Consider the following 25,674-nt stretch of genomic DNA (forward strand, 5'->3'; position numbering starts at 1 on the left):
TTGATGAATTATTTGGATGAGAGCTACTGGACCCAGCGCTATGAGCAAGGTGCCACGGGCTGGGATATCGGTTACGCTTCTACACCGCTAGTACAATATTTAGACCAAATTGAGAATCGGGATATCAAAGTGTTGATACCAGGCGGAGGGAATGGGCATGAAGCCGCTTATGCATTTGAAAAAGGCTTCCAGAATACGTTTTTGCTGGATTTCGCTAAATACCCTTTAACAAAGTTTAGGAAGTCCAATCCTCAATTTCCAGATGAAAACTTATTAAACGAAGATTTTTTTACCCACAAAGGAGATTATGACCTGATTTTAGAGCAGACATTTTTTTGTGCATTGCATCCCGACCAGCGGGAGGCATATTGTGAAAAAATGAAAACACTCTTGAAGCCAAATGGAAAGATTGTCGGAGTGTTGTTTTCTATAGAATTTGAAAGGCAAGGCCCTCCATTTGGTGGGAAAATAAGGGACTATGAAAAGCTATTTTCTAAATACTTCGATATAATAAAAATGGAGCCCTGCTACAACTCCATTCCTCCGAGAAGGGGGGTAGAGTTGTTTTTCATGCTTCAAAATCAATAGTCTAGGATCAAGTGAGTTTTCTCTCCGGGATAATCAAAAATCAAAATCCCGCATTCATAAAAGTCCAGACTCAATTGGACTTCTTTTCGTGATTTTAGCTCCTGCCAGGCTCGATTCATTCCTTTGGACCAATAGATATCAGCTATTGCCAAAATACTTTTTGAGTCACAATGCTTCATCAGTAAATCTGTAAATTCTATGGTTTTTTGATAAGTATGTGATGAATCTAACAGCGCAAAGTCCACTTGATTATTTTCCGACAAATACGTTGGCAGGGTATCGCTAATATCTCCAAGAATAAACTCTATTTGGCTGCTTTCCATGCCTCTTTTCGCAGTATTTTGGATTGCTTCTGAGCCTTCGAAGGTAGCCAGCTTTTCCTTCGCAACCCGGTGTAGGTATCGGGTAGTGAGGCCCATGCAGGTTCCCAATTCCAAAAGGTGATTAGCTGGTGTGAGTGAGGCAAAGTATTGGTAGAGTTGGGCGAATTTTCTTCCCGATGTCGAGTATTTTGTAATTGCGGAGATTTTTCGTCGATTAGACGGTACTTTTTTAGAACCTGCTCCCAGATCTAAGACCTCAATAGTTTGATGATTTTGAAGTAACTGGGCCCGCCAATCTTCGATGTCAAAATCCAGGTGTTTTCTTTCCTTAAGAAAAATTTCCAACTCAGAGACTAAAGAAACAAGGTGGGGGTTTTGTAAAGAGGCTTTGTTTTTTTTTTCAAGCCAATATTGAAAATACCCTTTTAATGGAAACAGACTCTTGATCAAGAAATCTTAATTGTGAAAAATATTAGCAATCATTTGAAATTCAGGAACTTCTACATCGAATTCCTTCTCATTATAGACTTTTCGCATGGTGTAGCTCCCCTTCATTTTACCCAAGCCAGAACGAAGATTACATCCTGATACATAGCTATGACTTTGTCCGGGTTCTAGCGTGGGCTGTTGTCCGACCACTCCATCACCTTCCACAATTTTTCGGTTTTCCGCTGCATCAGAAATTTCCCATCTCCTTCGCAACAATTGAACGGTAATGTCACTTTTATTATGAATGGTTACCTTGTAGGTGAAAACATAATGATGTTGTAGAGGGCTAGAAAATTCGGCCTGATAGGTGACTTCTATACTGACTTCTATTCCCTGAGTGATTGCTGTGACCATTCTTAATAATATTAAAAGTTTCCAAATATACAATGAAGCCTTTGAAAATCAATACTCTTACCTATGAAAGTAAAAATTGAAAATTCCTGGAATAATGTTTTGAACGACATTTTTGAGGAAGAGTTTTTCAAAAAACTAGTGACATTTGTAAAGTCTGAATACGAGAAAGGGCCAGTTTTCCCACCTGGGAAATTTATTTTCAACGCGTTTGATCAGTGTCCCTTTGATCAAGTGAAAGTCGTCATACTTGGACAAGATCCATATCATGGTCCCGGACAAGCACATGGGCTTTCCTTTTCGGTAAAGCCGGGCATTCCTTTTCCTCCAAGTCTTCTAAATATTTTCAAAGAAATCCAATCGGATATAGGAAAAGCCATGCCTCCAAATGGAGATTTAACCTGCTGGGCAAGACAAGGTGTTTTTCTGTTGAATGCCACACTTACTGTCCGAAAGAGCGAGGCAGGTTCACATCAAAAACAAGGTTGGGAGGAATTTACAGATCGGGTGATCCAACGGATCAGCGATGGCAAATCCAATGTGGTATTCCTGCTTTGGGGAGCCTATGCGGGAAAAAAGGCTGACCTAATCGATCAGTCTAAGCATCTGGTATTGAAAGCTCCTCACCCGAGCCCGCTTTCTGCTCATCGCGGGTTTTTAGGGTGTCGCCATTTCTCTCAGGCCAATGCTTATTTAGAGCAGAAAGGTTTGAAATCAATTGATTGGTGATATCAACAGAAAAATAAAAGGCCCTCAAAGGGCCTTTTATTTATTCGATGCTTTTAAATATCCTGCTCCAACGGATTTTGTTGAAGAATGACTCGAACTCATCCAGTGAAAGCCAAAGGAACCAGGCTTTTCCTACCACGTGATCTTCGGGAACAAAACCCCAATAGCGTGAATCAAGCGAATCATGACGATTGTCTCCCATCATGAAGTAATAGTTTTGCTTGAAGGTATAGCTATCAACTTTTTGTCCATTGATCAAAAGTTCATTTTCTCTGATCTCTACCTGCTCGTGTCCTTCATAGTTTTTGATGGTGGAGCCATATCGCAAGATATTATCTGCATTCAATTCGATCGTTGTACCTTCTCCGGGAATGGTCAAAGGACCATATTGATCTCTGTTCCAACCCATCTTCATTCCATCAGGAAAAATTCTGTCCTCGCCTCTTGGTGACATGATTCGCTTTCTTACTGTTGTGACCAGAGGAGATTCCTTTAATCTGTCAATTACCAGATCAGTAGCAAACACAATATACCCTGAGCCATCTGATAAAGCCATGAAGCTTGCCGGGTTAATTCCATAATCAGCGAAAAAATCTGCATTTAGCATCCTACTGGTTAAGACATCGTAGGAAAATTGCATTTCTTCGGGTTTCATGGCTAGTTCGCCATTGATGTAGAGATCCCCATCTTTGATTTCCAATTCATCACCCGGAACAGCGACTGCTCGTTTGATATAGTTGGTTTTCAGGTCATTGGGGTATTCAAATTCCACTGGGTAATTGAATACAACAACGTCATTTCGCTCTACATCGGCAAAGCCAGGTAGTCTCATGTAAGGTAACTGGATAGCATCAGAATAGGAGGGAATTTCCGTTCCCCAAATCTTTTGATGGGTTAGTGGTACCTGTAAAGGTGTTTTGGGAATCCGAGTCCCATAGTGCATTTTACTTACAAAAAGGAAGTCTCCCACCAATAGGGACTTTTCCATAGAAGCTGTAGGAATGGTAAAAGGCTCCAGCAATAACCAGCGGATCAAACTGGCCGCTACTACTGCAAAAACCAAGGCGTCGAGCCATTCCCTCGCAGCAGATTTTTTCTTTTTATTCTTCGAACTCATACTTTAATATTCAAAAAGACAGAAAATCATTCATATTCAATACTCCACTTTTTCCAGGTATCCATTCGGCAACTAAAACCGCGCCAAGCGCAAATCCCTGTCTACTGTGAGCTGTGTGGCTGATCTCAATATCATCAATTTCAGATTGATAGCGTATGATATGTGTGCCAGGTGCCGGATCAATGCGCTTAGAAATGATCGGAAGTTTTTGTCCATTTTCGGGCGCTTCCCCGGACAAGTACCAGCCCTTCAAGCCGCTCTGGGCTTCCAAGATACCCTCTGCCAGAGTGATAGCAGTGCCAGAAGGAGCATCTTTTTTAGCCGTATGGTGAATTTCCTCTATTTCTACCTGGTAGCTAGCTGTTTCACCCATCAGTTTGGCAAGATACTGATTGACTTTAAAAAATACGTTTACACCGATACTAAAATTTGAGGCATAGAAGAAAGGAGTGCCTTTCTCGATTGCTAATTTCTCTATGTTGGGCTTGTGTTTTAACCACCCCGTTGTACCTGATACAATTGGGATTCCGTTCTCAAGGCACCAAGTTATATTGGTGACAGCAGCTTCAGGTTGGCTGAACTCGATTGCTACATCGACTTTGGATAGATCCAAGCCATTGAGCGTTTCTCGGTTGTTTTCGTCAATTTTGGCAAGGATGGAATGACCACGGGATTCGGCTATTTCACCGATTATTTTCCCCATTTTCCCATATCCTAGAATTATAATGTTCATTTATTTGAATTTCAATTTTACACTTATGCCCAACGATTGGTTTTGGGCTGCGAATTGTTGCATGCTTGGTTCAATAGCAAGACTGAGTTCGTCTGAGATATCAAAGCCGGAAAGGTGTGCGTCCACATTTGCATCAATGATATTCAAGGCGTAGATGACTCCAAGCAGCAGGATAGTCAAGTCTCGATTTCGCCTCCAATAATCTACATTTCGGACTAAAGCATCCCGATTCAGACTTGGGAATAAATTGGGTTCCCCATCATCAAAGGCAAATAGCGCTTCTCTGAAAACTTGGTATCTTCTGTTATTGTAGCCAATGAAATAAATATCAGCCATAAACCCAGCATAAAGGATTGGGACTTTCCATGCTTTACCATTGTAAACCTGTCCTGCTCCAGGTAAAATAGCTGATAGCATAGTGGCTTTTCTTGGGTTTTTTGGTAAAGAAGAGTAATCAGGTTTTTCCCTTTTACTTTTTCGCTCTTCTACTCGTATGGTATCCTGCTGTGCAGAAGCTGCGGAATAAGCCAAAAGCCAAAAGAGAACCCCCATCGCTCCAATGCGACTTAAGTTGGAGAGGATTCTTTTACAAAGTAGATGGCTGCGCAAAATCAAATGATTTCAAGAATTTCGAGAATTCTATTGAGGTCAGATGCTGAATGAAAAGGGATTTTGATTTCTCCCCGGTTTTTTGGGTCAGATTTGAGAGCCACTTTTGTCCCAAAATGAGATGCTAGTCGCTGCTGAAGCTTGTTCAACTCATATTTTTTGACAGGATCTAATTCGGGCTTTTCCTTTTTGCTTGGTTGTGCCTCATTCAATGCCTTGACGAGGGCTTCTACTTTTCTTACACTTAGCTCCTCATCAATTGCTTTCTTAAAGATCGCCAATTGCTTGTCAATGTCTTCTACATTGATAAGTGCCCGGGCATGCCCCATGGATAATTTTTGATCTCGAATAGCTGCTTGAATCGATGGAGGGAGTTTCAGTAATCGTAGATAATTATTGACAGTAGTTCTGTTTTTTCCTACCCGGTCGCCTAGTTCTTCTTGCTTGAGATTGCACTCAGCTAAAAGTCGCTGATAGGATTGTGCGATTTCTAGCGCATTAAGATTTTCCCGCTGAATATTTTCGATCAAGGCCATTTCCAGCATTTGCTGATCATTGGCTGTCCTTACATAGGCAGGTATCTTTACCAAGCCGGCAAGCTTGGATGCTTGAAATCTCCGCTCACCTGAGATCAGTTGATACTCGTTCTGATCCAGTTTTCTAACTGTGATTGGCTGAATAATTCCCTGGACGCGAATGGATTCTGCAAGTTCTTCAAGCGCTTCTTTGTCGAAGTGGGTCCGAGGTTGAAAAGGATTGACCTGAATTTGAGAAAGCTCCAATTCAAAGATGCCGGTCTTCTGAACTTCAGGAAGGATCTCTTCTCCTTTATTTTTAGCAGGACTATCCTGAAGAAGGGCTCCTAGGCCGCGACCAAGTGCACTTTTCTTTCGGTTGGGTTTATTATCAGCCATGAGCTTGTTCTGGTTTTTTTAGTCCGTTTTTCTCAGCAATCTCATTGGCCAAGTTGAGGTAAGCAATGGATCCTTTTCCTTCTGCATCAAAAGCAATAGCCGGCAATCCAAAGCTTGGTGCCTCGCCCAATCGCACATTTCTTGGAATGATGGTTTCGAATACCATGTTTTTGAAATGGAGGCGAACTTCCTCTACAACCTGATTAGATAGGCGGAGTCTCACATCATACATGGTCAAAAGAATTCCTTCGATCTCCAAATCAGGGTTGAGTCTGGTTTGGATGATCTTGATCGTATTCAAAAGCTTACCTAGACCTTCCAATGCGAAATATTCACATTGCACAGGGATAATTACCGAATTGGCCGCAGTCAGTGCATTGATCGTAATCAAGCCTAAGGAAGGCGAACAGTCAATAATGATGAAGTCGTATTTATCTCTCAATCCAGAAATAACTTCCTTCATCTTCTCCTCGCGGTTTTCCATATTGATCATCTCTACCTCGGCACCGACCAAGTCAATATGTGATGGAACTAGATCAAGGTATTCGATTTCGGTATGGATGATGATTTCCTCGACGGGAATTCCATCCACCATGCACTCATAGATGCTGGTACTGATGGATTTTGGGTCTTGCCCAAGGCCTGAAGTTGTATTTGCCTGTGGATCAGCATCAATCACCAAGGTTTTGTACTCCAAAACCGCCAAACTGGCAGCAAGATTCATCGCGGTAGTAGTTTTTCCTACTCCACCTTTTTGGTTGGCGATTGCAATGATTTTTCCCATGATGATACGATAAATTTAACTTCAATATTAAACAAAATCCCGGCTCTGTCGACTCATTTTTTTCTTTTTTCTAGGAAGCAGTTCAAATAATCACTTGGTTTTTTTGAATGCTGTTCTAGGCTAGATTATTTGTTTTGATTGAAGATCAAGAAGATAACAAAGTTAGCGGAGAATGGCATGCCTGATTGTTAAAGTTTCTCAAGTGATACTTAATTTGATTCGAAAAACGAATCAGCCTAATCCACAAAAAAAGGGCCGAAGCCCTTTCTTATTTATTTTTTCCGATTTGCATCGGCAGCCTTCATGGCATCTTCTAGTCTTTGTTGGAACTTAGACTTCTTCTTATTTGCGTTTTTGACCTTATTGGCTTCTACTTTTTGGCGAATCTTTTCATCGTCTACAAATAGCTTGATCAATGCCTGCTGACCAAAAGTCACCATATTAGAAACGAAGTAGTAAAAGCTCAAGCCTGCTGGATAAGAGTTCAGGATAAACATGAACATTACGGGCATGATGTAGCCCAAATTTTTCATCGGGCCAGTGGCCGTAGTCAGCTGATTGTTGAAGTGGGTGTAAACAATCTGCGAAATGGTCATCAGTAGAGTAAATAAACTGACGTGAGAACCATAAAATGGGATGGTAAATGGTAGTTTGATAAACTCATCATAGGTAGAAAGATCATTGGCCCACAGGAAGGATTCTTGCCTAAGTTCGATCGAGTTCGGGAAAAAGAAGAACATCGCGAAAAGGAAGGGCATCTGGAAGAGTAAAGGAAGACAGCCCGCTACTGGCGAAACGCCAAGTTGCGAAAATAGCTTCATTTGCTCTTGCTGCATCTTGGTTGGATCTTCTCCGTATTTTTCTTTAAGCTCGTCGATTTCAGGTTTTATCACCCTCATTTTTGCCATGCCGATGTAGGACTTATAGGTAAGAGGAGATAAGGCCAACTTGATAATCAATACGATCAAAATGATGATTACTCCATAATTGCTGAAGTATTTCTCAAGAAATGCGAATAGATTAACAATGATGTACTTATTCACCCAACTGACAAAGAAGTAACCCATGTCAACGTTTTTCTCAAACCCTTCTGTTACTTGCTTAAGTACTTTATATCGATCTGGCCCAAAGTAAAAGGTGTAATCAGCCTTTCCCTCTGTCAAAGGAACGTCAAAACTTGCTTCCATTTGTCTGACAAAGGCACTATCTGTTGGGGTGCTTTGAGCTACATTAACATTGGAGAAATTTTGGTCAGCTATAATCCCTGCCGTAAAAAAGCGCTGGCTAAAACCAATCCACTTTACAGCTTCGGTTGGGCTCTCGGCCTCTGGAGAATCTCCTACGCCAAGGTTTTCATAGGAACCTTCAGCTGTGTAGTAGTTGACTTCTGTTTTTCTACGAGACTCAGCCAAATCCTGCTCATGGGCTCTCGCCACATCATTCCAAGAAATGCTTAAGTGGTTTTGGGTAAAAACCCCTTGATAATCGTTAATCTCGAAAGACTTTTTGACTTGAAATGACCCTTCTACTAATTCAAACCGGTGCAATAAAGTACCGCTTTCCGTTCCAGTCTGAAGTGTGAGAACTTGGATCTGCTTGCCATCCTCTGAAGTCTCTGAAGTCAGTTCGGGAAAGAAATAGAAATCTTCCAAAAGAACAGGGCCTTTGGTAGTCTCTAGCTTTTGAGACATGGAGGATGACTCTTCATCCAAAAGAAGCAGGGGCTTGCCTTCCCATGTTTTGTACTCCTTTAGCTCTACATTTTTGATGGTGCCGCCTTTGGTGGATACATCGACTTTGATGACATCATTTTCCATAGTGACTATCTCCTCCTTACCGAGAGTAAGTGTGGCTAAGACACCATATCTGTTGATTTTGTCCTCTGATAGGGAGTCGGTTTCTTCCTTTTGGATCGGCGGGAATTCTTCAATACTTCCCTGATTGGGAGTTACGGTGTTTTCTACTGCGATGGTTTCTTCACTTGGATCAATTTCAGGCCCCGAGGCAAAGAAAATCGAGTAAATAAGGATGACTGCTGCAAATAATATCAGTCCTGTCGCTTGATTTCTATCCATAAATGCTATTGCCCGGGATTACCGGGACTACTTACTTATATTTTTTATTTTCTATCGCCGCTTCAATAAATTTCACGAAAAGAGGCTGTGGGTTCAAGACGGTGCTTCGGTACTCGGGATGAAATTGAACGCCTACAAACCAAGGATGGTTTTTGATCTCCATAATTTCTACAAGACCCGTGTCAGGATTTTTACCCGTAGCAAGCATTCCTGCTCTTTCTATCTGCTCTAAGTATTTGTTGTTAAACTCATAGCGATGTCTATGTCGTTCTTGAACTTTTTTGGTTCCGTAGGCCTGATAGGCCTTACTTCCTCTTTTGAGTTCGCAAGTATACGCACCTAATCGCATTGTTCCACCCATTTGCTCGATCTGTTTCTGCTCTTCCATCAAATCTATGACAGGATGCGGGGTGTTTTCGTCCATTTCCGTACTGTTTGCATTTGGTAGCTGTAGGACATTTCTTGCAAATTCTATCACTGCCACTTGCATGCCCAGGCAGATTCCAAAAAACGGAATTTTCTCTTCCCGTGCATAGCGGACCGTTTCGATTTTGCCTTCAAATCCTCTTTCACCAAATCCGGGTGCTACCAAAATCCCATCCAAGTCACTGAGCTTTGATTTGAAATTGTCCAGATTGATTTCTTCGGATGAGATCAACTTTAAGTTTACATGACATTCTACGGATGCCCCTGCATGTGTGAAAGCTTCAATAATGGATTTATAGGAATCGGGTAAGGAAACATATTTTCCGATAAGCCCGATAGTGACTTCTTGCGTTGGATTTTTGAGTTTACCCAAAAAGTCCTTCCATTCATCCAAGTCTGTATTTTGTTTGGACGAAAGCTTAAGCTTTGACAATACGCGTTCATCTAGCTTTTCTTTCTTCATTAAAAGTGGCACATCATAAATAGTATCAGCGTCCATCGCTTCGATGACACTATTTAGCTGTACGTTGCAGAAAAGCGCCAATTTCTTCTTTACCTCAGCGGGAAGATGATATTCGGTCCGGCATACTAAGATATCAGGTTGAATACCAGCCTCTAGGAGTTGCTTTACGGAGTGCTGAGTCGGCTTTGTCTTGAGCTCTTTCGCAGCCTTCAGGTAGGGGATGAGCGTCAAATGAATAACCAAGAAATTATTGGGGCCAAGATCCCATCGAGCTTGTCGAACTGCCTCAATGAATGGCAAAGATTCAATATCGCCTACGCAACCTCCGATTTCGGTGATGATCACATCATACTTACCTTCTTGGCCTAGCTTGTAAAAGTTGTTTTTGATTTCGTCTGTAATATGAGGAATGACCTGGACGGTTTTTCCCAAAAACTCTCCTTTACGCTCTTTGGTAATGACATTGTTGTAAATCCTCCCTGTCGTGACATTGTTGCTTTGGGAGGTAGAGGTATTTAGAAATCGCTCATAGTGGCCAAGGTCCAAATCAGTTTCCGCTCCATCATCTGTCACATAGCATTCTCCATGTTCGTATGGATTGAGAGTGCCTGGATCAATGTTTAGATAGGGGTCGAATTTCTGGATAGTGACAGAAAAGCCACGGGACTGGAGTAATTTGCCTAAAGAAGCGGCAATAATACCCTTTCCTAATGAGGAGGTAACTCCTCCGGTGATGAAAATGTATTTGGTTGATGAGGCCATAAGAATGGAGTGAGCGTGTTGTTTCTATTTGGATTCTTATGGGGCTCAAAATTACGGAAAATATCCGAGAAAGAACTGAACGGAGATTTTTTCTGAGCTAAAAAATCCAACTACGATCGCCTAATTTTTTCTTTTTCTTCGTGATTGGTCAAACAGTATTTTTAGCTATAGATATAAAATGTAATTCAACGAATTTGTAATATAATCCAACCTATCTATGTTAAAACTTTTTAATTTTATGCTTTAGAGTAAACTTTTTGGTTTAGCATTTTACCTCTTTTGTTGTTCAATGATTAGTGCTAATACTCTATCAAGAAATAAATAGTAAATAGTTTTTAATTATTTTTATATAAAATATCAGAAAGCTTTTTCATTCTCATTATGAAATAATATATTGCTCCATCATTTTTACCTAAAAACAAAAACGATTATGAGAGAACTTATTAAAGAAGCAATTGCAGATCTTAAAAAGAATGATGGTTTTATTTATGTAACTTCTGAAGGTAAAAGAGTAGATCTTCACGAAGCTGCTGCCAGAGGTATTGCAGTTACTCCTGTAAACCCAAAAGATGATGTTATTAAAAAATTGGAGAATGCAGGATTGCATCTAACAGACGGACGTTTTTTAAATGACCTAAATGAACTAATTGGTTTAATCACAGGACAGTCAGGTACTAAAACATCCAAAAGAAGAACTTTCTCTGATCAAGAAAAATCAAAAATTCTTGAAGAGTGGAAGAAGGTAGAAGCTACCGGTAAAAAGACCAAAGCTGCTTTTGCTAGAGAGATCGGTATTGGTTATCAGACATTTATCAACTGGCTAAGAGGTTAAATATCACCTATTTATTTTGATAAAAGCGGACTAGTTCCGCTTTTTTTATTACTTCATTTTTGGTTGATTTCACATGTTCAAAAATATTTTTCCTTTTCTATTCGGGTAATTTATTCTTTTTAAGGAGTACATTTTTTCTATTAATCTGTAAGCTCTCAGATATCTGATTAATTTTGCAAAAAATCAATAGAAATTGGATTACAAACCATTACTCGAAACATTAAAAACCAAGGGCAGTCTATTCATCAAGGAAGGAAATGGAAGTGTCATTCATTTCCAGTATGCAGACACCTGGCAGGAGGATTTGGGGTCTGACTGGGTATTTCTTTTGTTTGATGTTTTTCAGATTAGATCGGTAGCAGAGCAGTTTTCGGAGGTATCTTTAGATATCGTAGATTATGCTTCCAAACCAACCATCTATCACAGCCCGGCATCTGACTTACTTCCCAAAGGATTGCCTGAAAATGGAAAGATTCGCTTTGCATTGATCAGGGATAAGGCCTGGAATGGTTTTTTGTTTCAAGCTAGTAAAATCCTCATGGCTAGATGGGAAAATGTAAAAAGCCCTGTTGACTTACAGGTGAAGGAGCTTTTTCCGCTTTTTAGTCCTAATTTGAAAGAGCTATTTTTAAGCCCAGAAGGGGATGTGAAAATCATCAAGGGATGAATTTTAAAGAGAAACTAGATCAAAATTCAATTTTCAAAATTGTAGGAGAGGCAGGTCAAAGACTGGGGCTTCCCACTTACGTAGTAGGCGGATACGTTCGTGATCTACTTTTGGAAAGAGAAAATAAAGATATCGATTTTACCTGCGTGGGTAGTGGAATTGCACTTGCCAAAGAAGTTTCAAAGGCTTTGGGAAAAGATGTTCCTGTATCAATCTTCAAGAATTTTGGGACTGCCATGATCAATTGGGGAGATTATGAACTCGAGTTTGTGGGAGCCCGGAAGGAATCTTATCGATCCGAAAGCAGAAAGCCAATCGTGGAAGACGGTACTTTGATGGAAGACTTGGAGCGGAGGGACTTCACGATTAACGCGATGGCTATTTCCCTCAATCAAGAGGATTTCGGGGAATTATTGGACCCTTTCAACGGACAAAAGGACCTGAAAAGAAAAAACATTCAAACACCCCTAGAACCCAATGTAACTTTCTCGGATGATCCTCTTCGGATGATGCGGGCGGTACGATTTGCAGCTCAACTTAATTTCGATATTGAAGCAGATACCTTTTTTGCTATTCAAGACAATGCAGCCCGCCTTAAGATTGTATCCGCTGAAAGAATCATTACCGAGCTAAATAAAATCATTGAAACGCCTACTCCTTCTTACGGCTTTAAATTGCTTTTTGCAGGTAAATTGATCCATGAGTTTTTCCCGGAGATGGTCGAGCTTCAAGGTGTAGATACTGTTGACGATAAGTCTCACAAGGATAATTTTTATCATACACTTCAAGTACTCGACAATGTAGCCAAAGTGAGTGATGACCTTTGGCTTAGATGGGCGGCTATTCTGCATGATATTGCCAAGCCTGCCACTAAGCGGTTTAATCCTAAAGTTGGTTGGACATTTCATGGGCATGAAGATAAAGGCGCACGGATGGTGCCGGGGATATTTAAGCGTCTCAAATTGCCGATGGATGACCGGATGAAATTTGTCCAGAAATTGGTACGCCTTCACCTTCGGCCGATAGCTTTGGTCAAGGATGAAGTCACGGATTCTGCCTTGCGACGCCTACTCTTTGATGCGGGAGATGCGATCGACGAATTGATGATGCTTTGTCGGGCAGATATCACTTCCAAGAATGATAAAAAGGTAAAACGCTACCTGGAAAACTTCGATAAAGTAGAGCGTAAATTGCAAGAGGTAGAAGAGAAAGATCAAGTTAGAAACTTTCAGCCACCAATTAGTGGGGAGGAAATTATGTCAACTTTCGATCTAAAGCCTTCCAAAATAGTAGGCGATATCAAAGAGGAGATCAAAGAAGCTATATTAGAGGGCAAAATCAAAAACAATCCCGAAGAGGCTAGAGGCCTGATGCACGACATCGCAAAACGGATGGGGATTTCCGATAAATAAAAGATCTTAAAATCTGTTTAAGTCAAATCAAAAGAATAAATAGAATTAGAAAAAAGCATTTACTTTCCGACTTAATTCAAAGAAATATACCACAACAGAAAGTTTAATTATATGAAACGTTTACTCACCCTATTTGCCTTTGTCCTCTCAATTGGATACGCACAAGCACAAAGTGCTGACTCCACAGTACAAATGGATCCCAAAGACAAAATTGCTCTTAATATTCAGGATCAAGCTTCCTACCAGCTAGCAATGCGATACAATGATCCTGAGCTTGCTAAATCTGCTTTATATAGATTAATCGTTAGAAATCCGGAAAACTTGAGATATCAAGAGCTTTTGGGATCATTATATTTCGAATTGGGCCAATCCACCTCTGCAGCCCTCGTTGCGATGGATATTCTCGAGGTAAATGATCGAAATATTGGCGCATTAGAAATAGCCGCTTATTCCTTAGAGCAGGTAGGAGCTTTAGACAGGGCTTTGCCTCATTATGAAAGTCTACATCTATTGACAGGAGATAACTTCAGCCTATATAAGTCAGCATTTTTACAATATTCCTTAAAGCGATATGAGGAAGCACTCAATTCTACCAATATGCTGATCAAGAATGCTAAAGCGGATGAAAAAATCGGATTTCCAAAGTCTCAGACAGAAACTCAGGAAGTGAGTATCAAGGCTGCAGCTCTTAATCTAAAGGGCATGATCTATTTGGATCAGGGGTCTAAATCTGAGGCAACTACCGCTTTTCAAGAAGCAATCGAATTGGATCCTGCCTTTGATCTAGCGAAAGAAAATTTGAAGAAGGCACAATCATAATTAGATCTGGCCGCATTGAAGAACAGCTCTCTTTTTGGGAGCTGTTTTTTTTAGATAAAAAGATAGTAAGCGAGAGCAGTGGTTAAAAGAGCCAATAGGAAACTGACTGTTAGGATTTTTCCATAGTTGACAGGTACTCTCACCATTTCTCTGGAATTCTTTCTAAAGTTGATGTACTTCGGATTGGAGACTTCTTGAACGATGGCCAATATTCCCAGGAAGTATACCGCCAAAATCAAGACAAAGCTAGCGATCTCTTGCATAGGCTCGAAATAACTTAAAATTAAGCGCTTTTGAAACCGTGGATTCAAATGTTAACGATTTGATAATAAAGCAAAAAAGCAAGCTCCTTGAGCTTGCTTCCGAACCGGAGGTTTAAATTTTTTTATTATTCAAACTTGATGTTTTCAATCATTCGACCAGTTCTGATTTTATAATCAAGGGTACTTCCCAAATCTGACCTTGATAGCTTTTGAAAACGGCCAGATGGAGATTGACCTGTAATTTCAGCAATCGCTGTTCTCAATAGTTGCTCATTGACATCACCAAAGGGTCTTAAGCGCTCTTCCACTTCTCTAGCAGGGATATTTGGAGTAAATCCGTTGGTATAATCAGACTCATCCTGGCTATTGGCACTTTGGGTGACGATGGGTAGGATGCCGTAGGTATTTTGTGGGTTTTCCTCGTCTTCGAAAGGTATAGAACCTACATTTTTTCCTGTAGTCACATCACCAATTAGAAACACGTCCATGTAAGGACGAAGCCCATTTATTATTAATTCTGAAGCCGAAGCCGTGCGACTTGAGGTTAAAATATATACCCGATTTCCGCTCAAGATATTTCCTAGATTTTGTGCTTTGGTTCGGAATGGTGTCTGTACATTTTGGAAATCGTCGAAGCCACTCAGGAAACTATTGTATTTTGTCTTCGAGAAAATATCATTCTGAGTGACTCCAGGAGCTATAAGACTCGCTAGGTTAACAGCAGAAGAAACAAAGCCACCACCATTATATCGAAAGTCAACAATTAGGTGATTGATTGATTCTGCCTTGAATTTTGCAAAGATTGCATCCATTTCTTGATCATAAGCAGTGCTGCCACTACCAGGACCTGGAGCAAAGAAATGGTAAACTACATAGCCTATTTTTTGATTGTTGATCGTGTAGATCGTGTCAAGGAAATTAGGATCTTCGGCAAGTTGAACTGCATTAAGCTCTACATCTCCTTGATTTTCGAAAGCGGCCGTTTCTTCATTGAATCGTAGGAAATTAACCGTATGAGTGGAGGATATGTCTTCCAAAACATCACGGAAATTTTCCACATTCATTTGTTGACCATTTATCGTCCGGATGATGTCACCACGTCTTAATCCCGCCGATGCAGCTGGACTATTCTTCTTGATATAAGTTATCTCAGCGATGACGTTGTCAGAGTTTTGACTTTCTCTAAAGAGAATGAATTCATATCCAGACTCCAAAGTCACCCCATTGAGTGAATTGATAAGCTCTTGGTAATCTGGGAAAATGGCTGAAAATCGATCTGTGGGTCTGAAAAGTAAAGATTCAAAGTAATCTTCAGGTGCGGAAGTCTCAGCGATGGGTTGGCGCATATCATCAAGCCAAAAGTAAACTTGATCCATAACCTCTTGAATCCATCGGTTCACAGCTACCTCACTTCCTGGATCCACCGGTGGAGGATTTTGATCTTCACTATTACAAGCACCTAGTGCAATGAAAGCTATCAGATAGAAAGCTTTCTGGATTTTTATTTTTTTCATACTCGAGTGATATATAACTATCTGGGTCTTGGGACTCGAATCTCCGTAAAATTACCCCTGCTCAAGAGATAAAAGTCTAAAGATCGAAATCATCCGAAATTGTTTACGGAAACTTAGAACGGCAAATAGTTCTTTTGGTATTAAAGCGAATATATTTATCTGATAACGTAAGAGAGCTAGGCCTTGTTATAATTAGTAACTTGATCCGAAAGAAACGTCGTGTGTCTGACTATCAAGTAGTTTTCCTTTTTCGCATTTGAGTACTCGATAGGGGTACTTACGAAGCAAGTCATGATTATGGGTTGCCATCAAGATAGCTGTTCCTTTTTTATTGATCTCTTGGAAGAGTTTAAAAATACCATCTGCCACATCTGGATCTAGGTTTCCTGTAGGTTCATCTGCAAGCAGAATAGATGGCTCATTAAGCAAAGCTCTTGCAATCACCACACGCTGCTGTTCTCCGCCACTGAGTTGATGAGGCATTTTGCTCGAGGAGTTGTGTAGCCCCACAAGTAATAATACCTCGGCCATTCGCTCCTTGATTTTTACTTTATCTTTCCAGCCGGTAGCCTTCATGACAAAGGCCAAATTCTCTGCGACTGTTCTATCATTGAAAAGTTGAAAATCTTGGAAAATAATTCCAAGTTTTCTTCTCAAGAAAGGAACTTCATTGGATTTTATCTTATTCAGGTCGAATCCTGCAATCTCAACCGAGCCTGACTTCAAAGGCAAATCAGCATAGAGTGTTTTGAGAAGGGAACTTTTACCACTTCCAGTTTGCCCAATGAGGAACACGAATTCATGTTGCTCTACAGAAAACGAGACATCAGAGAGGACTGGGTCAACTCCCTGAAAAACCGTCACATGATCTACTTTAAGTACAGGGTCTTTGCTAAAATCCATTGATTACAAATCCAGTTTTTGAAGTTTTCCGAAAGGCAACTCATCGATCAATTTTTGAAGGGCATCTTCCTTCCCTTCTAATCCAAATTTCTCTGGATTTTTCATAGGTCGATCGGCACGGAAATAGGCCACTAGAACGAAATTCTCATCCCGTATTTGTATATAATCCGGGATTTTGGCCTTGCCTTTTACTTTGATGATGTACATGGATCGCTTCCTTGGTTTTTCAATTTATTTTCCGGCTGCCTTTGCATGGTCTGCCAGAAACTGTGCCAGACCCTTATCCGTCAATGGGTGATTTAATAGACCGGTGATTACCTTCAGGGGACAAGTGACTACGTCTGCACCGATTTCAGCACATTTGATCAAGTGCATGGTGTGGCGGATACTTGCTGCAAGCACTTCCGTCTGAAAATCATAAGTTCGATAAATGTGTACGATTTGCTGTATAAGCTCCAGTCCATCAAAAGAAATATCATCCAAACGCCCGATGAAAGGAGAAAGGTAGGAAGCTCCTGCCTTGGCAGCTAGAAGTGCCTGGCCAGCTGAGAAAACCAAGGTGCAATTGGTTCTGATTCCTTCACTGTGAAAGTATTTGATGGCTTTGACCCCCTCTTTGATCATCGGGATTTTCACCACGATTTTATCATCAATTTTAGCAAGCTCCTTTCCTTCACGAATCATTCCGTTAAAATCGGTAGCAATCACTTCTGCACTAACTTTATCATCTACGATGTTGCAGATTGCTTTGTAATGAGCTTTTACGGCTTCATCCCCAGATATGCCTTCTTTGGCCATCAGTGAGGGATTGGTGGTGACACCGTCTAATACACCAAGGTCATAAGCTTCTTGAATTTCGGAAAGATTGGCGGTATCGATAAAGAATTTCATAGGATAATGGTTTTCGAATTAGATTTAGGCTATCTGACAAAGTTAAAATTTAAATCAGGATAAGGAACTGAAATCCTAAAATCTACAGCCAAAAAAGGGCAAAAAAAGAAGCGGCATCGCACCGCTACAACCGCCTACCCTTGCTTCCTTCCGGACCTGGGGGATTTGGCAGGAGCTGGTCGTGCCGCTAGGGCGCAAAGATACGGCAAATTCCACTCAATCCAATTTTTTCTTCTAAGATTATCCCTGAAAAACCTGAACAGGAATCTAGTAAGCTGAGGCTCTTTATGTTGGGGCTAAATGAAATTTGCGTGTTTATAAAATTGAATTTTTCTGAATCGAAAATTCAGGTAATCTCAGCTTTTCTAACTGAATTTATCTGATCAAGACGAAATGAAAGAAGTGATATGACCAAGCCGATTAATGAGAGTGCTAAGCCAATCCATATTTGATGAAAAGACACCGAAATAGCCAAAAATTGAAGAGTTAAGCCTATAAACCAAACAGCGTCCCCAAATGGGGTTTTATTCCCTTTCAAGCGAAGTCTTTTATCCCCATTGCCTTCATGTAGCAGTATATTCCAAAAGTCTCGATAGTGCCAGAGGATAAGGCCATTCAAAAAAAGAAGAAAGCCCAATACATAAGGAGTGCCACTCCATTCAAGCGAAATCGTAATCATTAGTATATTCAAAAGCATAGGAACTAGCATGACTGCCCCTATCAATTTGTATCGGGTAGTGATCAGCATATAGCCAATGAGTACCTGTGAGTAGGCTATGAACTTCCCGTAAAAACCCAATCCGTACTCTTCGAGGCGCTCCACCAGCCAAGTCGGACCTATCCAGCCGATAAACTGATGATCAGCAAAAAGCTTACTCATACCTGCACCGAAAAAGGTAAAGCCAAGAAAAATAGCAATTAGATTGAGCATTATTCTTTTTTGTCTGGGCTTCATAATTCAGTTTTTCCAAGAAATGATTGAGATTCCAAAATGTTACTTATTGGAGTAATACTTGATATTTGAAAACCAATTTATTTCTATTTTAGACCACTTCAAACACAATAATCTAAGATATGTCCACCAGTGAACTCGCTCCAGGAAGCAAATTACGACATCCTAAGTTTGGACTTGGGATGATTTTATCAGCGGATGAAAGCTACTACAAGATATATTTTTACAATACGGAGGAAATAAAAACACTCGCAAGGGATTACGATGGCTTTGAAATCGAAGAGGCCAAAAAACCGGATTTTCCAATGTTAACACAAAAGGATGTCGAAAAGGCCATCAGAGAGGCACTGATTCAGACTTCAGAGCGAATGCCTATCGTCCCGTTAGGAGGGAAATGGATTGGAGGCAAAGTGGTGATTTATCCCGGTGATGAGGGTTTGCAGAATAAGGAAATTCCCATTGACACCTTTTTTCATAAGGTAGTCATGGTCCGGGAAAAGCTTCGGGTTTTAGAGCAAAACATCAATAATCACCCTAAACTAGACGATGAAGATCGGGTTCATTTACAACAATACATTACTAGATGCTATGGCTCATTGACTACTTTCAATGTGCTTTTTGCCTACAAGGAAGATCAATTTAAAGGAAGTGGAGGGAAAGAATCTTAAGGACTTAAGGCTTTCCAAATACCCGTTGGATGATAAAACGAATCAGAAAAATAACGGTCAGGATGATGCCGCCTACGATAATAAATTCCATGATTTGACTTTCCGATTTAACTCTGCTAATCATGAATAGTTTGAGAGGGGATGCGAATCTTTACAAGCGGTATAAAATCCCTAATTTGCAGTCCGATTCCTCAAACCTATCTTATGAAGTCTTTATTGCGTCGCCGCATTGCTTTAGGCAGCATGTTTTTCTTCTTGGGCCTATGTTTTGCCAGCTGGGCAGCCCGTATTCCTGATATTCAGGCAAAATTTAATCTTTCCGAAGGACAGCTGGGAAGTATTTTGCTTTTTCTGCCCATAGGGTCCATGATAGGTTTACCGATTGCTGGATGGGTGGTCCACCACTATGGGAGCCGTTCGGTTATTCTTTGGGGTAGTTTTTTATATGCATTCAGTTTGCCCCTGATAGGGCTTAGTCCTTCACTCTGGATGCTGATTGTCGTTTTGGTATTCTTTGGTATGCTTGGGAATATCATGAACATTGCACTCAACACGCAGGCGCTTGACTTCGAAGATGAGATGGGTAGAAGTATCTTGGCTTCTTTTCATGGACTTTGGAGTTCAGCAGGATTTGTAGGGGCAGGGATAGGTGCAGTGATGATTGGCCTAGGCTGGATTCCTTTTTACCATTATTTGTTTGTGGCCTTTATCTCCGCTGCTATCATTTTGAGTACTCGACCATACATCAAGGAGGAAAAATCCAGAGGAGATGGAGGAGGGCTTGTATTGAAAAGACCGGATGCGCTATTGCTAAGAGTGGGCCTGATTTCATTTCTGGGAATGATGACAGAGGGTTGTATGTTTGATTGGAGTGGGGTGTATTTCAAAAAAGTAGTGGAAGCGCCTGCCGAATGGATCACTTTAGGGTATGTGGCCTTTATGGGCACGATGGCATCTGGGCGTTTTATTTCTGATCGGATTATTCAGCGTTTTGGAAAAGTACCCGTTTTGAGATTCAGCGGTGTTTTGATTTTCTCGGGTCTTTTGATTTCGGTATTAGCACCGGTATTGCTTTGGGCTACGATAGGTTTCTTATTGGTTGGTTTTGGAGTTGCTTCCATAGTCCCGATTTCCTACAGCGTCGCCGGAAGATCAACTCTTTATTCACCTGGAGTGGCTTTGGCGATAGTGTCGACGCTTTCATTTTTCGGTTTTTTGATAGGTCCTCCCTTGATTGGATTTATTGCCGATCTTTTCAATTTAAAGATATCCTTTTCATTAATAGCGGTTAATGGATTGGGAATCGCACTTTTATCAACGATCAGAACTGAGGTTTTTAATCCAAAACCATTTATGCATGAATAGTAAGTCTGAGTCATTTCAGTTTAGTAAAGTGTTCGAAATAGGTTCATTCCAAGTCAATCCCGATGGAAAGCTTCGATGGAAGGATTTGGCGGATCTTTTTCAGGAAGTGGCTTGGAGACATGCGGATTCAGCAGATTTTGGTAGAATACTCCAAGAAGCTAATCAGATGTGGGTTCTTTCCCGCTTTGAAATCAAATGTGAAGATTTACCGAGTTGGGGAGATCAGGTAGAAATTTTCACTGCTGGTCGGGGAGTAGAAGGGCTCTTTGCTTTTAGGGAGTTTTTGATGCTAGGGGATAAAGGAAAAACACTTGCCGCAGGGATGAGTAGCTGGCTTTTGTTGGATAGTCAAAGCAAAAAAATCATTGCGCCGGAAAAGGCTTTGCCTGATCATCTTTTTAAAGTTAATTCAAAACCAGCATGGATTCCTGAGCGACATCGGTTGAAATCGCTTGAGAAGTCTGCAACCGGAATCAAGGTACGTGCATCAGATTTAGACTTGCAAAATCACGTCAATAACACAAGCTATATCAGGTGGGTGGAGGATTTCATGCAGGAAGAAGGCTTAAAAATTGAATCTCTATCCATCAACTATTTAGCGGAATGCTTTTTGGGAGATCAAGTAGATTTTTTCATTAAAAGGCTGGATTCTGAGCTTCAGATTTTGGGTCAGGTGGGCGAAAAGAAGGTGTTTTCAGCTGTCGTTAAGATTTGATTTTATAAGATCTATCTGATCATGTGATCCAAGTCACAGCACCAATAGGGAATGATTCTCGATTTTTGTTTTTAGATTAGAAATGAAAATGGATCAAATCGGCAAAACATTCATAAAATTAATCGGCCTGATGGTCGGATTATTGGCTTTGGTTACATCCCTGGTAGCAGTCATAGGTGTGGTAATTTATTTATCCTATGCTGGAGTGCAATTGCCTGAATTTGGAACAGGGGATGAGCAAGTTTTAGCAGCAGCAGTAGTTCCAGAGCCTAAAAGTAAAGCACTGATGGATCCCGTCGGAATGTGGACAGCTCCTGATTGGTCAACTGTCGATGCGGAAGCTAATGCAGCGGATATCAAATATGGGCGGGAATTGATTGCAAATACAGCAGCTTACTTGGGACCAAATGGAAGTGTACGGAAGATATCCAATGGCCTTAATTGCCAAAACTGTCACCTCAATGCAGGGACCGCACCTTTAGGAAATAACTATGGGGCAGTAATGGCCACATATCCAAAAGTAAGAGCTCGATCAGGGAAATCTGAAGATATTCCGAAGCGAATCAATGATTGCTTTGAGCGGAGCTTGAATGGTCAAGGTCTTGAGCGTGATTCCAAAGAAATGATCGCCATGGTTGCCTATATGGAGTGGCTGGGACAGGGTGTGCCTAAGGGTGAAAAGCCAAAAGGGGCCGGAATCTATGCATTACCGCTCTTGGATCGAGCCGCTGATCCTGTGAGAGGTAAAACGGTCTACGGTAGCCAATGCCAAAGCTGCCATCAAGCAGATGGTCAGGGAATAGCAAAAGCTGATGGAAGTGGTTATATCTATCCTCCGCTGTGGGGTCCAAATAGCTACAATCAAGGAGCCGGACTTTACAGATTATCCAGATTTGCGGGCTATGTCAAGGCCAATATGCCACTTGGAGCGACTTATGAAAATCCCTTAATGTCAGATGAGGATGCATGGGATGTGGCTGCTTATGTCAATAGCCTTGAGCGACCTAGTAAAGATTTGACTGGTGATTGGCCGGATATCTCCAAAAAACCGATGGATCATCCATTTGGGCCTTACAGCGATCCGTTCTCAGAGCAGCAGCACAAATACGGTCCATTTAAACCTATTCAAGAAGCAAAAGCTTCCACTCAATGAGGTTTAGCGCTTACCTGATTTTATTCTTCCTTCCTTTTTTATCTCACAGTCAAGTCAAAGAAAATAAGCTGGATATTCAGCCGACAGTTCATTGGCGGACTTTTTGGATGAGCACTTCGTATTCCAGTGAGTTCAAGGATGACTATGCCTTAGGTTCTTCCCTTTCTTTGGGAGTCAAAGGGACATTTTCAGATCGATGGAAAATTCAGGCCGCGTATCGTGGTTTTGCCAATATTTGGAGTTCGGATATTTGGGAGGTAGATCCGATTTCCGGCCAATCTAATCGCTACGAAACAGGTCTTTTCAATTATTTAGAGCCTGGACAGGATCTTTTTGGGACCTTAGAACTTTTAAATGTAAGCTATCAAACTGAGAAGTGGCATTTAGCTATTGGGCGGATGGGGATTAATACCTCTTGGGTCAATCCTGCTGATGGACGATTGGCTCCTACACTGATGGAAGGGGCTTCAGCCAGTTTTACTCCCAATTCAAAATGGAAATTCTCTGGATGGTATATCAATCGTTTTCTCGTCAGGGGTACAAATCGGTATCTTCCTATCGGAGAGTCAATCGGTATTTATGGAAGTGGTCGCGGCCTGAATGGATCCCCCTCACAATATGTAGGAAACACCCAAAGTGATTTTGTTAGCGTTCTGCAGGTGGACTTTCATACGAAGGACCACAAGTTTAGCTTATCACAGACATTAGCTCAAAATATCTCCTCTACTTTTTGGGCTGAGTGGAATTATAATTTGACGAATTCTTCAAAGGAGCTTAATTGGATATTGGGTGCTCAGGCAGGTTTTCAACATGGAATAGGGGAGGGAGGAAATCCTGATCCGATCTTGAGGTATAAAGATCCGATGGATCAAAATTGGGCATTTTCTGCTCAGGGAGGTTTGCAAATCAAAAAGTGGAAACTGATTTCTGCTTTCACAAAAACTGGTGGAAATGGCAGGTGGCTAAGTCCTAGAGAGTGGGGTAAAGACGCTTGGTTTACATTCATTCCAAGAGAGCGAAACGAAGGCTTTGAAAGTTTGACTGCGACCACTTTTCTGGCTGAGTTTTATCCTTCGGCTAATTGGACAGTTTATGGCCATTTGGGATTTCATTGGTTGCCTGAGGTTCAGAATGCAGCGGCAAATAAATATGCTTTACCCTCTTATCGGCAGATTAATCTTGGGGTGAAATACAGACCATCAAGCACCCCGAAGATGGATTTCCATTTGCTCATGATGAATAAGGAAGCCTTGAATGCTGATGGTTTGACAGCGGGTCAGCGATACAATAAAGTGGGCTTGCTTCATGTCAACTTAATTGCAAATTTTAGAATTCAATAAACACTGAATCTTTTGTCTTTCAGGGAGTTTGGGAAAAATTAGATTTTTTTAAAAATTAGGAAAAACAAAAACTTCTGCTGACATTTGAAACCAGAAGTTCCGCCAAGATAGGACCTTCACGTTGAAATAGTTTAGTAATTGGTTTTTAAACCTGCCTGAGTAGTATCCCTCGGCGTAAGTGCCCCCAAGGTTTTCGCTTTCTGATCTACTTTTTCTGTATCAGAATAAACAGTGCCCTGTTAAATTCCCGTTTCTTGTTTTTCAATTTGAAAAGTCTGGAGCTTCTGCCTTGACCAGCCGGTTAATGGCTCTTTCTGTAACCTAAAACTAATACATGTCAAAAAATCAGAACACCTTTATCAAAAAGCAAAAAGCTGAACTGAAAAGACGAAAAAAGAAAGAAAAGAAAGAAAAAATGCAAGCCCGGAAGGATCAGCCGAAAAGTGGAAAGCTTGAGGACATGATTATGTATGTAGATGAGTTCGGCAATTTTTCCGAAACTCCTCCCGAGCCCGAAGATCCAAAAGGCAAAAAAAGTAATCAACAAAACTCCAATAAATCACAGTAAACAGTAGTAATCATGAATGAAGGAACAGTAAAATTCTTTAACACAACCAAAGGCTTTGGTTTTATCACACCAGCTGACAACGGCGATGATGTATTTGTACATCACACTGGCTTGGTACACGAGATCAGGGAAAATGACAAGGTTACCTTTGATGTCATCGAAGGGAAGAAAGGAATGAATGCCGTCAATGTAAAGGTGGTAAGATAATTTCCAATACAATGAGCGAGCCTTGGACTTTCTAGTTCAAGGCTTTTTTTATGCTTTTACCTCATTTACAAGCTCGGAGTCTGAAGCAAAAGCGGCTATATTTTCGAGGGTGGTGAAGGCGATTTGATGAAGGGCTTCCTTGGTCAAAAAAGCCTGATGACCCGTAATCAATACGTTGGGAAAGGTTATAAGGCGGGAGATTTGGTCGTCTTTAAGGATCTGTTCGGATAGATTTTGGAAGAAGAGGTCCTCCTCCTGCTCATAGACATCGATTCCCAAAAAGCCCACTTTTCCCTTTTTCAAAGCAGAAATTACAGCCGTCGTGTCGATAAGTGCACCTCTTGAAGTATTGATTAGCATGGTGCCGTCCTTCATTTTTTCCATCGCCTTCTTATTGATGATGTGATGGGTGTCAGGAGTCAAGGGGCAATGTAGGGAAATGATTTGGGAGTGGGCAAATAGCTTGTCTAACGAACAATATTGAACACCGATTTTTTTCATTTCGGCATTTTCCATGACATCGAAGGCCAGTACTTTGCAGCCAAATCCTAGTGCGATTTTACAAAATGCTCTACCAATTGCTCCTGTACCGATGACTCCGACGGTTTTTTGAAAAATATTAAATCCTGTCAACCCTTCCAGGGAAAAGTTTGATTCTCGGACTCGGTTATAGGCTTTATGGGTTTTGCGACTGAGGGTCAGGATGAGTGCAAAAGTATGCTCGGCGACTGCCTCGGGGCTATATGCAGGCACTCTGACTATTCGGATTCCCAGTTCCTTCGCTTTTTCTAGATCCACTTGATTATATCCTGCACATCGAAGCGCAATCAATTTGACTCCTTCCTTCGAAAGTATTTCTAGCGTTTTAGAATCGATTTGATCATTGACAAATGCACATACTACATCATGTCCTTGTGCTAATATCGCTGATTGATGATCGAGTTTTGCCTCCAGAAAATCGATCTGAAAACCATAATCTTTGACCAAAGAGGTGAAGCTGTCCTGGTCGTATTTTTTGGTACTAAAGAAGGCTATTCGCATG

Annotated in this window: 29 protein-coding genes and 1 other RNA gene; 13 read left to right on the top strand and 17 right to left on the bottom strand. The window is 41.0% G+C overall.

Annotation, left to right across the window (positions count from 1 at the left end):
- The first annotated feature begins 3 nt into the window (after positions 1 to 3).
- Positions 4 to 588 (top strand): class I SAM-dependent methyltransferase, encoded by a 585-nt coding sequence (locus tag G457_RS0101555; protein WP_026944907.1) that lies wholly within the window; start codon positions 4 to 6, stop codon positions 586 to 588.
- Here G457_RS0101555 and G457_RS0101560 read toward each other — a convergent pair.
- Together G457_RS0101560 and apaG are read right to left on the bottom strand one after the other, a co-directional pair.
- The gene (locus tag G457_RS0101560) at positions 582 to 1,256 is read right to left on the bottom strand and encodes an O-methyltransferase (RefSeq protein WP_248602805.1); all 675 of its coding nucleotides are present in this window, start codon (positions 1,254 to 1,256) and stop codon (positions 582 to 584) included. The two genes, G457_RS0101555 and G457_RS0101560, sit on opposite strands and share 7 nt — an antisense overlap.
- A gap of 111 nt (positions 1,257 to 1,367) precedes the next feature.
- Positions 1,368 to 1,754 carry a Co2+/Mg2+ efflux protein ApaG gene (gene apaG / locus G457_RS0101565; RefSeq protein ID WP_024281717.1) on the bottom strand — a complete coding sequence of 129 codons (387 nt, stop codon included), beginning with the start codon at positions 1,752 to 1,754 and terminating at the stop codon, positions 1,368 to 1,370.
- 63 nt (positions 1,755 to 1,817) lie between these two features.
- Here apaG and ung point away from each other — a divergent pair, with 63 nt between their 5' ends.
- Entirely contained in the window at positions 1,818 to 2,480 is a 663-nt protein-coding gene (ung, locus tag G457_RS0101570; protein WP_026944909.1) for a uracil-DNA glycosylase, read from the top strand.
- Positions 2,481 to 2,520: 40 nt separating this feature from the next.
- On the opposite strand, the gene lepB is transcribed toward ung, so the two are convergent.
- From lepB to G457_RS0101605, 7 genes are all read right to left on the bottom strand, one after another.
- Positions 2,521 to 3,597 (bottom strand): signal peptidase I, encoded by a 1,077-nt coding sequence (gene lepB / locus G457_RS0101575; protein WP_026944910.1) that lies wholly within the window; start codon positions 3,595 to 3,597, stop codon positions 2,521 to 2,523.
- A 10-nt stretch (positions 3,598 to 3,607) separates the two neighbouring features.
- On the bottom strand, positions 3,608 to 4,330 hold the full coding sequence (gene dapB / locus G457_RS0101580) for a 4-hydroxy-tetrahydrodipicolinate reductase (RefSeq protein ID WP_026944911.1): 723 nt from the start codon (positions 4,328 to 4,330) through the stop codon (positions 3,608 to 3,610).
- Complete coding sequence (locus G457_RS0101585; protein WP_248602806.1) at positions 4,331 to 4,939, bottom strand: DUF5683 domain-containing protein; 609 nt, start codon at positions 4,937 to 4,939, stop codon at positions 4,331 to 4,333. It lies immediately after the preceding gene.
- Between the two features lie 2 nt (positions 4,940 to 4,941).
- Positions 4,942 to 5,853: a ParB/RepB/Spo0J family partition protein gene (locus G457_RS0101590; protein WP_026944913.1), complete on the bottom strand. Its 912-nt coding sequence runs from the start codon at positions 5,851 to 5,853 to the stop codon at positions 4,942 to 4,944.
- Positions 5,846 to 6,637, bottom strand: a complete 792-nt coding sequence (locus tag G457_RS0101595) for a ParA family protein (protein WP_026944914.1) — start codon at positions 6,635 to 6,637, stop codon at positions 5,846 to 5,848. The genes G457_RS0101590 and G457_RS0101595 overlap by 8 nt, the downstream gene beginning before the upstream one ends.
- Positions 6,638 to 6,909: 272 nt before the next feature.
- The gene (gene yidC / locus G457_RS0101600) at positions 6,910 to 8,712 is read right to left on the bottom strand and encodes a membrane protein insertase YidC (RefSeq protein WP_026944915.1); all 1,803 of its coding nucleotides are present in this window, start codon (positions 8,710 to 8,712) and stop codon (positions 6,910 to 6,912) included.
- Between the two features lie 31 nt (positions 8,713 to 8,743).
- Entirely contained in the window at positions 8,744 to 10,363 is a 1,620-nt protein-coding gene (locus G457_RS0101605; RefSeq protein ID WP_026944916.1) for a CTP synthase, read from the bottom strand.
- Positions 10,364 to 10,793: 430 nt separating this feature from the next.
- Here G457_RS0101605 and G457_RS0101610 point away from each other — a divergent pair, with 430 nt between their 5' ends.
- The 4 genes from G457_RS0101610 (at position 10,794) to G457_RS0101625 (ending at position 14,093) form a co-directional block, all read left to right on the top strand.
- A complete protein-coding gene (locus G457_RS0101610) occupies positions 10,794 to 11,195 on the top strand; it encodes a hypothetical protein (RefSeq protein WP_026944917.1) in 402 nt (133 codons plus the stop codon).
- Between the two features lie 193 nt (positions 11,196 to 11,388).
- Positions 11,389 to 11,862, top strand: coding sequence for a hypothetical protein (locus tag G457_RS0101615; RefSeq protein ID WP_026944918.1), 474 nt, complete (start codon positions 11,389 to 11,391; stop codon positions 11,860 to 11,862).
- A complete protein-coding gene (locus G457_RS0101620; protein ID WP_026944919.1) occupies positions 11,859 to 13,274 on the top strand; it encodes a CCA tRNA nucleotidyltransferase in 1,416 nt (471 codons plus the stop codon). Before G457_RS0101615 ends, G457_RS0101620 begins: the two co-directional genes overlap by 4 nt.
- Before the next feature lie 111 nt (positions 13,275 to 13,385).
- The gene (locus G457_RS0101625; RefSeq protein WP_026944920.1) at positions 13,386 to 14,093 is read left to right on the top strand and encodes a tetratricopeptide repeat protein; all 708 of its coding nucleotides are present in this window, start codon (positions 13,386 to 13,388) and stop codon (positions 14,091 to 14,093) included.
- 50 nt (positions 14,094 to 14,143) lie between these two features.
- On the opposite strand, the gene G457_RS0101630 is transcribed toward G457_RS0101625, so the two are convergent.
- From G457_RS0101630 to G457_RS0101655, 7 genes are all read right to left on the bottom strand, one after another.
- Positions 14,144 to 14,404 (bottom strand): hypothetical protein, encoded by a 261-nt coding sequence (locus G457_RS0101630; protein WP_155847063.1) that lies wholly within the window; start codon positions 14,402 to 14,404, stop codon positions 14,144 to 14,146.
- A gap of 77 nt (positions 14,405 to 14,481) precedes the next feature.
- A complete protein-coding gene (locus G457_RS0101635; protein WP_026944922.1) occupies positions 14,482 to 15,870 on the bottom strand; it encodes a S41 family peptidase in 1,389 nt (462 codons plus the stop codon).
- Positions 15,871 to 16,062: 192 nt separating this feature from the next.
- The gene (locus G457_RS0101640; RefSeq protein WP_026944923.1) at positions 16,063 to 16,773 is read right to left on the bottom strand and encodes a cell division ATP-binding protein FtsE; all 711 of its coding nucleotides are present in this window, start codon (positions 16,771 to 16,773) and stop codon (positions 16,063 to 16,065) included.
- Between the two features lie 3 nt (positions 16,774 to 16,776).
- Positions 16,777 to 16,980, bottom strand: coding sequence for a hypothetical protein (locus G457_RS0101645; protein ID WP_024281733.1), 204 nt, complete (start codon positions 16,978 to 16,980; stop codon positions 16,777 to 16,779).
- Between the two features lie 24 nt (positions 16,981 to 17,004).
- Positions 17,005 to 17,664 carry a fructose-6-phosphate aldolase gene (gene fsa / locus G457_RS0101650; protein ID WP_026944924.1) on the bottom strand — a complete coding sequence of 220 codons (660 nt, stop codon included), beginning with the start codon at positions 17,662 to 17,664 and terminating at the stop codon, positions 17,005 to 17,007.
- Positions 17,665 to 17,768: 104 nt separating this feature from the next.
- Positions 17,769 to 17,855: signal recognition particle sRNA small type (gene ffs, locus G457_RS22485), an RNA gene on the bottom strand.
- Positions 17,856 to 18,010: 155 nt separating this feature from the next.
- Positions 18,011 to 18,595: a hypothetical protein gene (locus tag G457_RS0101655; protein WP_155847064.1), complete on the bottom strand. Its 585-nt coding sequence runs from the start codon at positions 18,593 to 18,595 to the stop codon at positions 18,011 to 18,013.
- A 143-nt stretch (positions 18,596 to 18,738) separates the two neighbouring features.
- Here G457_RS0101655 and G457_RS0101660 point away from each other — a divergent pair, with 143 nt between their 5' ends.
- The 7 genes from G457_RS0101660 to G457_RS0101695 all read left to right on the top strand — a co-directional run bounded on the left by G457_RS0101660 (position 18,739) and on the right by G457_RS0101695 (position 24,632).
- Positions 18,739 to 19,284 carry a hypothetical protein gene (locus G457_RS0101660; protein ID WP_026944926.1) on the top strand — a complete coding sequence of 182 codons (546 nt, stop codon included), beginning with the start codon at positions 18,739 to 18,741 and terminating at the stop codon, positions 19,282 to 19,284.
- A gap of 204 nt (positions 19,285 to 19,488) precedes the next feature.
- Entirely contained in the window at positions 19,489 to 20,649 is a 1,161-nt protein-coding gene (locus tag G457_RS0101670) for an MFS transporter (protein ID WP_035482925.1), read from the top strand.
- Complete coding sequence (locus G457_RS0101675) at positions 20,642 to 21,364, top strand: acyl-[acyl-carrier-protein] thioesterase (protein ID WP_035482928.1); 723 nt, start codon at positions 20,642 to 20,644, stop codon at positions 21,362 to 21,364. Before G457_RS0101670 ends, G457_RS0101675 begins: the two co-directional genes overlap by 8 nt.
- 130 nt (positions 21,365 to 21,494) lie before the next feature.
- The gene (locus G457_RS0101680; protein ID WP_248602807.1) at positions 21,495 to 22,517 is read left to right on the top strand and encodes a c-type cytochrome; all 1,023 of its coding nucleotides are present in this window, start codon (positions 21,495 to 21,497) and stop codon (positions 22,515 to 22,517) included.
- On the top strand, positions 22,514 to 23,857 hold the full coding sequence (locus tag G457_RS0101685) for a hypothetical protein (protein ID WP_026944930.1): 1,344 nt from the start codon (positions 22,514 to 22,516) through the stop codon (positions 23,855 to 23,857). The genes G457_RS0101680 and G457_RS0101685 overlap by 4 nt, the downstream gene beginning before the upstream one ends.
- A gap of 334 nt (positions 23,858 to 24,191) precedes the next feature.
- Entirely contained in the window at positions 24,192 to 24,425 is a 234-nt protein-coding gene (locus G457_RS0101690) for a hypothetical protein (RefSeq protein WP_026944931.1), read from the top strand.
- A gap of 12 nt (positions 24,426 to 24,437) precedes the next feature.
- Entirely contained in the window at positions 24,438 to 24,632 is a 195-nt protein-coding gene (locus G457_RS0101695; protein WP_026944932.1) for a cold-shock protein, read from the top strand.
- Between the two features lie 48 nt (positions 24,633 to 24,680).
- Here the strand turns inward: G457_RS0101695 and G457_RS0101700 are convergent, their stop codons facing one another.
- Complete coding sequence (locus tag G457_RS0101700) at positions 24,681 to 25,673, bottom strand: 2-hydroxyacid dehydrogenase (RefSeq protein WP_026944933.1); 993 nt, start codon at positions 25,671 to 25,673, stop codon at positions 24,681 to 24,683.
- Between the last annotated feature and the right edge of the window lies 1 nt (position 25,674).

Origin of the sequence: Algoriphagus marincola DSM 16067 (assembly GCF_000429405.1) — a bacterium.
In the GTDB taxonomy this organism is placed as follows: Bacteria; Bacteroidota; Bacteroidia; order Cytophagales; family Cyclobacteriaceae; genus Algoriphagus; species Algoriphagus marincola.